The organism is Bacillus sp. ISL-35, assembly GCF_018613355.1.
GTDB lineage: Bacteria > Bacillota > Bacilli > Bacillales > Cytobacillaceae > Mesobacillus.
Map to the genome: position 1 here is coordinate 235,743 of NZ_JAGGQK010000004.1, position 10,604 is coordinate 246,346.

Sequence of the window (10,604 nt, forward strand, 5' to 3'; positions counted from 1 at the left end):
ACATTTAAATGCCAAGATTAATATAATAATACCTATAGGGGTTCTATCCAACATCAAGACATAAACCCACGTGACCCTGTTAACTGGACAGGAGGTTTTCATGTGATCAATATAATATAAAAGTCCCCAGGAAAAGTCGTGCGGACGTCCTGAGGACAGGGTGTTGGGTATGCCAACTCTGTTAGTATACCTTTTTTGTCGGAGAACGCAATACATAGGAGGGCTAAAGAGTGAGCCTATTGGATGATTATAAGATTAATCAGGAAACAGTGTTGCTGACAGGAGAGTATAACGAATACGGAAAGTTATGTACAAGAGTAATTGAAGGAGAGAACACATTTCTCGTCAATATGAAGCCGATCGAAGTGATCAACAAAACGATGCTTGGGCTCGGGTCTGATTTCCATGCTGGACGGAAAAGTGCCAGGGAGATACTTGGAGATATCAATATGTGCCCGATAAAGGTCAACTGCAACCTTGGAATCTGGTTATTTCCAACCAAGTCTTACAATCATGATTTCTGCATCTGGTTTTCACTAGAACATGTCCGCAAAACGAAACCCATTGGAATCCGAAAAACTGAAGTATATCTAAGCTATAATCATACATTCGTGGTTAATATGAAGCAATCCACTTTCAATGATCGAAAACAGAAAGCGAAGGACCTGAGAGAAGAAATGGTGAAAAATTCCCAGGGCATGCTAACCTTTTGTGTCGAGACTAAGAAGGGTCTGGTGATTTGTGAAGGAGAAGGGATTAACCGGTATAGAATAAACAAGTAAGATTGTAAAAGCATCCATTCTTTAGGGGTGGATGTTTTTCTATGCAGTCAGTGGTTTCGTTTGACTGTTAAGAGATGGATATAGGATATTAAAATTACTTACAATAAATGCTAGTTTATAAGTTGAAGTGGGAAAACAGAAATGAAAGGAAACGACCGAATTGGATGAACTATTATTTTATTTGGACTCTGCTATTGTGATGTGGTTTGTTACTCAAATCACATTTGGCTTTACAGTTCTTGTCCTTGGTAGTGTCATGATGGATTACTATGAATGGGGAACATATGAACAACCAGTAACAACATATCAGAAAACAGTTAATTTCATCATGGCGGTTTTAATCGGTGCAGGACCTTACATTTATAAAAAACTCCTGAAATATCCTTGGTGGAAAAGAAAGCTGTATATGACGGGGACTGTTATAGTAATGATCATTGGGAGTATCATATTTTATCAACTGCTCGTGTTGATTATTGGGCTGTTTATTGAAATACCAAATGAGTATTATAGGTGAAAAATAAATGAGGCCTATAAGGCAAATATTAAACAAACGTTTGATTAAATTACTATGAAAAATTTGCATAAAGTTGTTGCCACTTATTATAACCCGTCTGCAATTTTGAAGCATGCTCCTGGCTTCCCGAAGAATGCTAATTTCATGAAAGGCTCTACACTTTTTGACTCCATTACTGGTCGAATCGAACTGGATTCAAAAGAGGTGGCACGTAACATAATGGAAGACAAGGGTTTTACTAAAATGGGATAAGGAATCCCTGTAGTTGGTAATACCATCTCAGTTGTATCAGGACTATCAGAATTTGCAGGTCCCCTTTCTTCTGATAAGGGGATGGGAGAGAGTCTTGGTAGAATGATAGGAATTTAACATTAGATTTTGGAGCAATCGGGGGCGGTGCAAAAAGCAGGAGCAGTAATCGGCAGTTTGGGTGGACCTGTCGGAACAGTTATTGGAGCTGCGGCAGGAGGGTTTATTGGTGGTCAGTGTGAAATATGGAGATGAAGTGAAAGATTTTGGAGGGAAAGCAGGCAAGTTAATTGGAAGTTGATTTAAATAGAATAGAAAAAATAGAGGTGTGAAATATGAATGAACGCTGAAGTAATGATAACTAATATTGGTTATACTCTGGCAGCATGGGCCGGGATCCAAGGTGCGTATGCTTTGACAATCTTGCTTTTAGGAAGTGTGATGATTGAATATTACGACTGGAGCATTTATGAAAAACCTGAAACCTTATATCAGAAATCGATAAATGTCTTTTTTGCTTCCCTGCTCGGGATCGGTCCATATATTTATAAAAGAATATCCAGATACAATTGGTTTTCAAGAAAGTTACTAATGATCATTTTTTTGTTTTTATTCATGATTGTAAGTATTTATGTTTACAAGTTTATTATCTTCATTCTTAAGACTTTATTTTTGTAATGAAAGGACATCATTAAACTAAACCTCTTTTAGCATACACTACAGAAGAATTGGCATTACTAGTTTCCTTCGGTGGCTATCCAGGTGTTGTTGGAAAGCCAGGACTGGTCACTGAATAACATTTGTGTGTTTAACCTGCCGGACTTAGAAGCTGACCCTTCGCTTACGAATATAATGTTCTTTTTGCCATCGATGCATGGCATTTGGATTATAGATTATACTTAGTCTCAAAATCAATCTGTTCATGTGGAACAATCTTCCTGCATGTGAAAACAAATAAAACCAAGTATACTCTTGGGTGCGTAGCAACAAGCGAAACAAACCTCATCTAAACTCTTAAATGGCTAGATTCTAAGAAAAAACCGATCATCGTGGTTGAATTTTAAAAAGATTTGTTATATCGACTTTTAACGAATGAAAGCTAATCAACCGTTTGATTAATCTCGTGGATTGGTCGGGCTTGAGAGATTGCCTTATGTAAAATCTGAAATTCACCAAAAAGATTGAAAGCGATTTCTGTGTCATGTATACTGCAAGTAAGTTAATCATCGTGATGGAGTCGGGGAGAATCACACAGACAAATCCTTTTGCCGGGGCAGCTTCTGTATGGGTTCTCCTTTTTCAATTATAGAGGAGGAATCAGGGATGGAAAAGTTTATATTATCATTGGACCAAGGGACGACGAGTTCAAGGGCGATTCTTTTCAACAAAAAAGGTAAAATCGTACATGTAGCGCAAAAGGAATTTACTCAATTCTTTCCGAAACCAGGCTGGGTTGAACATAACGCCAACGAAATCTGGGGTTCTATCTTGGCTGTGATTGCGAGTGTTCTTTCGGAATCGAATGTAAAACCTGAACAAATTGCTGGAATCGGGATTACGAACCAGCGGGAAACGACAGTTGTCTGGGATAAAGAAACTGGGGTGCCTGTCTATAACGCAATTGTCTGGCAATCCCGGCAGACGAGCCGGATTTGTGATGAGTTGAAGGCTGCCGGCCATAATGACCTTTTCCGTGAAAAAACCGGTCTCCTGATCGACGCATATTTTTCAGGAACAAAAGTCAAATGGATTCTAGATAATGTGGATGGTGCGCGTGAGAAAGCTGATGAAGGCAAGCTGATGTTCGGCACGATAGACACATGGCTGATTTGGAAGCTTTCAGGCGGGAAGGCTCACGTGACAGACTACAGCAATGCCTCACGAACACTTATGTTCAATATCCATGAATTGAAGTGGGACGAAGAAATTCTCAATGTCCTCGGCGTTCCAGCGTCAATGCTGCCGGAGGTTCGGCCATCTTCTGAGGTATATGCCAAAACAGCGCCATTCCATTTCTTCGGCAAGGAAATCCCGATAGCAGGGGCAGCGGGTGACCAGCAGGCTGCCTTGTTCGGGCAGGCATGCTTCGAGGAAGGCATGGGCAAAAATACGTACGGCACCGGCTGCTTCATGCTGATGAATACAGGCGAGAAAGCGGTGAAGTCCGAACACGGTTTGTTGACGACCATCGCCTGGGGCTTGAATGGCAAGGTGGAATACGCGCTTGAAGGCAGTATTTTTGTCGCCGGATCGGCACTCCAATGGCTGCGTGATGGAATGAGGATGCTTAAAAACGCCAGTGATAGCGAGACGTATGCTGAAAAGGTTCAATCCACAGATGGAGTTTATGTGGTGCCTGCATTCGTTGGCCTGGGAACTCCATACTGGGACAGCGATGTCAGAGGTGCGGTATTCGGCTTGACCCGCGGAACGAGCAAGGAACACTTCGTCCGTGCCACCCTTGAGTCACTGGCCTATCAGACAAAGGATGTCTTGTCCGCAATGGAAGCCGATTCGGGTATCGAGCTGAAAACACTGCGCGTCGATGGTGGCGCGGTGAAGAACAACTTCCTGATGAACTTCCAGAGCGACATCCTCAATGTGCCTGTCGAAAGGCCGGTTGTCAACGAGACGACTGCCCTTGGAGCCGCATATCTGGCAGGTCTTGCGGTTGGATATTGGAGCGGCCAGCAGGAAATTGCTTCTCAGTGGGCGATTGACCGGAAGTTTGAATCAAAGATGTCTGAAGAAAATCGGGAGCATCTATACAGCGGCTGGAAAAAGGCAGTTAATGCAGCGATGGCGTTTAAATAATGTTGCAAAAGTTTTCTAAGAGAAAAGAGAGCATAAAAAGAGTCCAGGTACCCCGATTTGAGGTATTGTCTCCTGGTCTCTTTTGTTTTTTTCGGATAGGCACAGTGCGTTTACTACCTTTTTATCTGTGGTAAAAAATTTCTTATTTTATAAGTGCTATAAAAATGTGGAATTTTAAAAAACTGAGGTGATGATACCCTACACATATTCGGTATATGTCTAACCCAAGGCATGAAGGAGTAGGAATTGTTTCTACATAAAAACGTTAAATAAGACGCTATCATACTGCATAATTTTATAAAAAATTGTATGACTCCCAGTAAAGATAAATAAATATCTTACTGGGAGGGATTATTTATGGCAGTCTTGGTTACTGGCGGTGCGGGTTATATTGGCAGTCATACTGTATTGGAGCTTTTGAAACGCGGAGAAGAAGTTGTAGTCATCGATAATCTGCTAAAAGGGCATAAAAAAGCCGTATTAAGTGAAGCTAAGTTTTTTGAAGGGGATATAAGGGATTCTGAATTCCTGAATCAGATCTTCATGAAAAATCAAATTGAGGCAGTTGTTCATTTTGCTGCAGATTCTCTTGTTGGCGAAAGTGTGAAAGAGCCGCTTAAGTACTATGATAACAATGTCGGAGGAGCAATTTCACTTTTGAGGGCAATGACAAAACACAATGTGAAAAAAATAGTTTTCTCTTCCACGGCAGCGGTTTATGGGGAGCCAGACTTGGTACCAATAAAGGAAACTATCCCGGCAAACCCAACCAATCCTTATGGGGAAACGAAACTGGCAATCGAAAAAATGCTTAAATGGGCTGAGCAAGCCTATGGTATCCAGCATGTTGTACTTAGATATTTTAATGTTGCCGGGGCAGATCTCGACTGTAAGCTTGGCGAAGATCACCAGCCTGAGACCCACCTAATTCCAATTATTTTGCAGGTTGCACAGGGCAAACGTGAAAAAATTATGATATTCGGCGACAACTACGATACCTCGGATGGCACCTGTATTCGTGATTATATTCATGTAACAGACCTTGCGAATGCCCATATACTCGCTATCCAAAGATTGCGTGAGGGCGAATCCAGCACTGTTTATAATCTGGGGAATGGGAACGGCTTCTCTGTAAAAGAAGTAATAGAGGTATCGCGGAAGGTCACAGGCAAGGCGATTCCAGCTGAGGTTGCACCTAGACGTGAGGGAGACCCGGGTAGGCTAGTTGCCTCATCGGAAAAAGCAGCGAGAGAACTCGGTTGGGAGCCGAAATATTCTGCACTTGAAACGATGATTGAGAGTGCCTGGAAATGGTTTCAAAAGAATCCTAAGGGCTATTGAATTCAAATAACAACGGATCAGTCAGCGTAGGGTTCAAATCAGGCGAAAAGATCTCTATGAAAAAAGATCCGTGAAAAAAGCCCTAAGAAAAAAAGCTCCAAATAAAGTAAGGAGCTTTTTTGCAAAGGTTTAAATCTGATTAGCAAGTATCGTTAAAGCCGCGCTGATCAGCACAGTGGCTAATAATAATCCAGCATATAAGAGATTTCTTTGTCTTGCTTTTTTCCTTTGCATTTCCTCTGGTGTAAGCCAATTGTTTGACATCCTATTTCTCCTTCTGTTTGAGGGTAGCTGGCTGACTTTTCCTTGTAGTGGAAGAGGTCCCTGTAGCTTTGCGTCATCATTTTTCAATGATTTTGCCCTATCTAAAAATATCTTAATTGTAAAAAAACAATCAATAGGTCTTTTGTCACGAATTTCTCTTTTGAATACAATCATCGCTATCTTTAATTCATTGACAAAAAAATTGTTTTAGTAAGGCCATCTCATCACCATCTTCAATGTAACTGTCCGAACCAGAAGTGAATACGGACAAAACAGTCATTCTTGGACTGATAGGATTATCAACAATTTTCGGCCTCTACTTAAAGAAAAGGATTTACAGCACTTGAAAAGGACATCGATATGCCGATAAATACGGATTGATATCTATTGATCTGGGTAGAAGGATTAAAAGGCCTTTTACATAAAAAAAAACGTGGCTAATTCAGCCGCGTTTTTTTGTTATAATCTTTTAGCGCCAATGAATCTTGGCTTCCAATATGGATTATTGATGCTTGCGATTGATACACCTTTTGAGGTTGCTGAGTGTATCATTTGGCCGTTTCCAATGTAAATAGCTACATGGGTAACTTTTCTTCCACCGCTAGTTGCATAGAATAGTAGGTCGCCAGGTTGGTATGATGTGACTTTGGTTCCGACATTATACATTTCCCCAGCTGTGCGTGGTAAATCTACTCCAGCCTTGCCGAATGAATAGTTTACTAGACCTGAACAGTCAAATCCGCTCGGATTGTTTCCTGCCCATTTATACTTCACTCCCATATTGCTTTTGGCAACTGAGATAGCATTTGCTTTATAATTATCAACAGGAGTGACAGCCGATTTTTTTACAGCTGTTTTCTTTACTACTGCTTTAGTGGTTTTAGGTGCAATATATTTTGAGCTTACGAAACCAGTTTTCCCTTTTGATGAGATTTTTGCCCATCCTTTTGATTGGGAAGCAACTGTTACAAGTTGATTTTTAGATAGTTTGGTAACGATTTTTCCAGAAGTAGAAGGTTTATTGCGCATATTCAATGTGCCGGAATTGATTTTCACATAATAAGTTGTTCCAGCAGCAGATGCTTTATCCATAGACGGTGCGACAGTGGCTACTAAAGTGAAGAGTAACATGGATGCAAGAATTCTCTTTAACAAGTAGTTTTACCCCCGTTTGTTTTAAGTTAAACCTAGTATATAGCGAAAGGGGTTACAAACAAATAACGGGAAAATTACATTTATATTACAAATTCCGACAGTAATTCCATGTAAGAATATAACGATTGATGAAAATTATATCGAATGATAAAGATTTTGGATAAAATGAACCGTTACGGAAGCTCATTTATTTAATATAGTTAATAGAGTTGGCCAGGATACCATCGACCTGGCCAGTTTCGCATAAAGCATTTTATTTAAAAGAACGTACATAATCATCTGATAATTTCATGTAATGGATAATTTTCTTTAATTCATCTTTCGCTTCTTCGGTAACTCCACTTTCAAGTCTATCCGATATGGATGTCAGCAGACCGCTGTCATTCGTTTTACCCGGAGTAAAAGCATATTCATCTGTCACAAATGTTCCGGTTGGAGCATAAAAGCGAATACCGATTGTATTGGAGGTAGCATTGATCAAATCCGTGCCAAATATAACGTCTTTGCCCAGATCAAGTCCCAATAAATTTGCGATAGTAGGATTGACGTCAATCAAGCCGCCAACCGAGTTAACGGTTTTTCCTTTTTGATTTGGTATCTTTACAATGAATGGGACATTTAAATGATCTAATATGGGATGATATTCATGGCCAAGAAGTTCATTAACAAGTGTGGTATCTTTTTTGTTTTGGGTCTGGACACCTTGGTGGTCACCGTAAACTACGATCATTGAATCGTCATACAGGCCAGAGGTTTTAAGTGCTTCAACGAGAATTCCAAATGCATAGTCAGCATAACTGACAGATTTGATATATGATCCGACAATTGACTCATTATACTCTTCAGGTAAAGCTACTGTATATTGGCTTTTGATTTCAGGTAGATCGTAAGGATAATGGCTTGATAAAGCGATAATGTGAGCGTAGAATTTCTTATCTTTTATTTCCGCCAATTTTTCGACCGTCTTTTTATATAAAATTTCATCGGATACACCATAAGCTATAAAATCTTCTTTTCCAAAGTAGTCTTGATCGAAATATTTTTCAAAACCCAGTGCTTCATACATCTCTTTTCTGCTCCAAAAGGAAACCTCATTAGCATGGAAAGTCGCTGTATAGTAACCAGCCTGTTTCAATTGTCTGGGTAAACTCGGTACAACCTTGCCTGCAATGGCAGTGGACATTGGTTCATTGCCAAGTGCATATATGGAGCTGTTAACCAGGAATTCAGCATCTGATGTATTACCCTTGCCTACCTGAGTGTAGAAGTTCGGAAAATAATATGACTCCTTGATCAGCCGGTTCAAGTTTGGGGTGATCTCGGCTCCTTCAATACGTTTGTTGAGCAGAAAGTTTTGGACGGACTCCAATTGCACGATAATCAGGTTTCTACCCTTTGCGATTCCTTTTAACTTTGAATTTGTGTTCAAGTGTGATGGTTTTTTGCTGGCAACCAACTCAGGAGTTATATCCCTCTCTCCCCTGAATAAAGTACTGGTTTCAGAAGAGATTTCCATTAATTGATAAGCAAAGAACCCTATTGTATTGTATTGGTTTATTTCGCTGATTTGCTGTGAGGCTCTGTAAAAACTAATGGAAAGAAATATGATATTGATTGCTGCGAGTATAACAATCAGTTTACTTTGGATTCGTATTATTTTTTCTGAAAGTTCTTTTGTATACTTCCATAGTAAGGACATGAACAGAATATCTAAGAAAAACCATAAATATTTTGCTTTGAATAATGCGTAGATGCTGGTCCGGATATCACCAAGCTGACCAGCTTGTGCCAGGGATTTATATGTAACGAGTGAATTGTAGTAGTCAAAGTACATAACAGCTGTTAAAAAAAAGAAAGAGCCGATTATGTTTAGAATCAAATAAACTAATAATTTTTTATTTAATAAATTGGTTAACAAAAAGAATATTACTAAGAAGGAGACTTCCATTGCTGCTCCGCTTGCATCCAGGGTGCCCAGAATCTCGAAGCGGGTATAGAGTGATTTAATCCCAAGAGAAAATATAGTCAGGAGTGCTAGAAAAGAGAACTTTTTCACCTTATCACCTCCATATTCGGAAAATTACTTTATGGCAATCAGTGTAGACCAGGAATTGTTTAGTTAAACGATGAATGTTATTTGGTTCTGTTTAGGAATCTGAAGAATCTACATTATAAAAATTCTTAGCTAATAATAAAAGCCCTGCAGCCAATCTGCAGGGCTTAATTTCAATTATTTAAGAAAATAGTCTCTGAACGAGCCAATATGTTCCAAAAAGAATAATAACGATGGATCCGTATTTGATTATTTTGGAGGAAGCTTTCAGACGGTGAAGATAGCTAAGCAATGGAAGTAAAAGCAGAACAATTACAAGCTGAACCACTTCAATTCCGATATTGAAACTTATTAATGCTGAAGCAAGGTTTGCTTTAGACAGGTTCATTTCCTGCAGGATGTTGGCAAATCCTAGCCCATGAATCAGCCCAAACAAAAATGTTAATCCCCAGCGGTGATTTACTTCTTTTTTAAGAATATTTTCAACCGCTACATAAATAATGCTCAATGCAATGAAGGATTCTACAATTCTTGATGGCAGATCCATGATTCCCAATACTGCTAAACTCAAAGTAATACTGTGAGCCACCGTAAAGGATGTAACGATTAAAGCATATTGTTTGAACGTCTGTTTTCTTAGCAGTAATGCGAATAGGAACAAAAGATGATCATAGCCGGTTAAAATATGAGACATACCCAGCTGAAAAAATGATAACCAGGATGATGAAGCTTGTACTTCAGGTTTTGTTTCTTGTGTAGGTGTAGATTGATTATTCTGTTCTCCTGCTGCTTGTTGTTCTTGCTGTACCTCTGTAAGCAGAATGGTCCAGGAACGATTTTCCCCTTGTAGTGCTGCTTGACTTGATTCTCCATTAACTGAAGCGGAGAGTAAATTAACATAGTTTGTATTTGGATCGTTTCCATAAAGTCCATCATTGACCGTGATGGTATCACCGGCTTGAAATGATGGATATTTTAAGGATAACGTCAGAAATTCTTTATTGTCTTTCTTAGCGATTTTTATATCAATTAGTTCTGGCTCTTGCTGTTCATTATTTTTGTCGAGTATTACGCTATGGGTCAGGAACTCTACAATGTGGTCTTGATTATCTGCAATTTCCTTTTCTTGTAGAATTTGATCCTTGTTTTGATCGATATCCTCCTGAAGTTCAAGGATGGATAAAGTGTCAACCGAGAATGCGAATTTCGTTTCCTGTTCATTAAACTCAATCGTTGTAAAGCTTGCACTGTATGGATGGGCAGACGCCAAGGATGGGAAGGAGTTGATAGTAAAAATAAATAATAATAGAAAATAAAAAAATACTTTCATCTTTTTCTTGCCGCTTGCTGCTTTCAATTTATATCCTCCCTTAAATGATCAAATAGTACAAACAACTTAATATAATCATAAATTCCTATAGGTGTATAGAAG

9 protein-coding genes and 1 riboswitch are annotated in these 10,604 nt (G+C 39.3%); of the genes, 5 read left to right on the forward strand and 4 right to left on the reverse strand.

The window, feature by feature from the left end:
• The first annotated feature begins 230 nt into the window (after positions 1-230).
• From J7E38_RS07225 to galE, 5 genes are all read left to right on the forward strand, one after another.
• On the forward strand, positions 231-782 hold the full coding sequence (locus J7E38_RS07225; protein ID WP_214706157.1) for a competence protein ComK: 552 nt from the start codon (positions 231-233) through the stop codon (positions 780-782).
• Positions 783-942: 160 nt separating this feature from the next.
• Positions 943-1,296, forward strand: coding sequence for a hypothetical protein (locus J7E38_RS07230; protein WP_214706159.1), 354 nt, complete (start codon positions 943-945; stop codon positions 1,294-1,296).
• A 588-nt stretch (positions 1,297-1,884) separates the two neighbouring features.
• Positions 1,885-2,223, forward strand: coding sequence for a hypothetical protein (locus J7E38_RS07235; protein ID WP_214706161.1), 339 nt, complete (start codon positions 1,885-1,887; stop codon positions 2,221-2,223).
• A 645-nt stretch (positions 2,224-2,868) separates the two neighbouring features.
• Positions 2,869-4,359 (forward strand): glycerol kinase GlpK, encoded by a 1,491-nt coding sequence (gene glpK, locus J7E38_RS07240; RefSeq protein ID WP_214706162.1) that lies wholly within the window; start codon positions 2,869-2,871, stop codon positions 4,357-4,359.
• Between the two features lie 357 nt (positions 4,360-4,716).
• The gene (gene galE / locus J7E38_RS07245) at positions 4,717-5,700 is read left to right on the forward strand and encodes a UDP-glucose 4-epimerase GalE (RefSeq protein WP_214706163.1); all 984 of its coding nucleotides are present in this window, start codon (positions 4,717-4,719) and stop codon (positions 5,698-5,700) included.
• Between the two features lie 129 nt (positions 5,701-5,829).
• On the opposite strand, the gene J7E38_RS24060 is transcribed toward galE, so the two are convergent.
• From J7E38_RS24060 to J7E38_RS07260, 4 genes are all read right to left on the reverse strand, one after another.
• Complete coding sequence (locus J7E38_RS24060) at positions 5,830-5,964, reverse strand: hypothetical protein (protein ID WP_285291713.1); 135 nt, start codon at positions 5,962-5,964, stop codon at positions 5,830-5,832.
• Positions 5,965-5,983: 19 nt separating this feature from the next.
• Positions 5,984-6,071: riboswitch (cyclic di-GMP riboswitch) on the reverse strand.
• 352 nt (positions 6,072-6,423) lie between these two features.
• The gene (locus J7E38_RS07250) at positions 6,424-7,119 is read right to left on the reverse strand and encodes a C40 family peptidase (RefSeq protein WP_214706165.1); all 696 of its coding nucleotides are present in this window, start codon (positions 7,117-7,119) and stop codon (positions 6,424-6,426) included.
• A gap of 253 nt (positions 7,120-7,372) precedes the next feature.
• A complete protein-coding gene (locus J7E38_RS07255; RefSeq protein WP_214706167.1) occupies positions 7,373-9,175 on the reverse strand; it encodes an LTA synthase family protein in 1,803 nt (600 codons plus the stop codon).
• A gap of 178 nt (positions 9,176-9,353) precedes the next feature.
• Positions 9,354-10,529 carry a HupE/UreJ family protein gene (locus J7E38_RS07260; RefSeq protein ID WP_214706169.1) on the reverse strand — a complete coding sequence of 392 codons (1,176 nt, stop codon included), beginning with the start codon at positions 10,527-10,529 and terminating at the stop codon, positions 9,354-9,356.
• Positions 10,530-10,604: the final 75 nt, after the last annotated feature.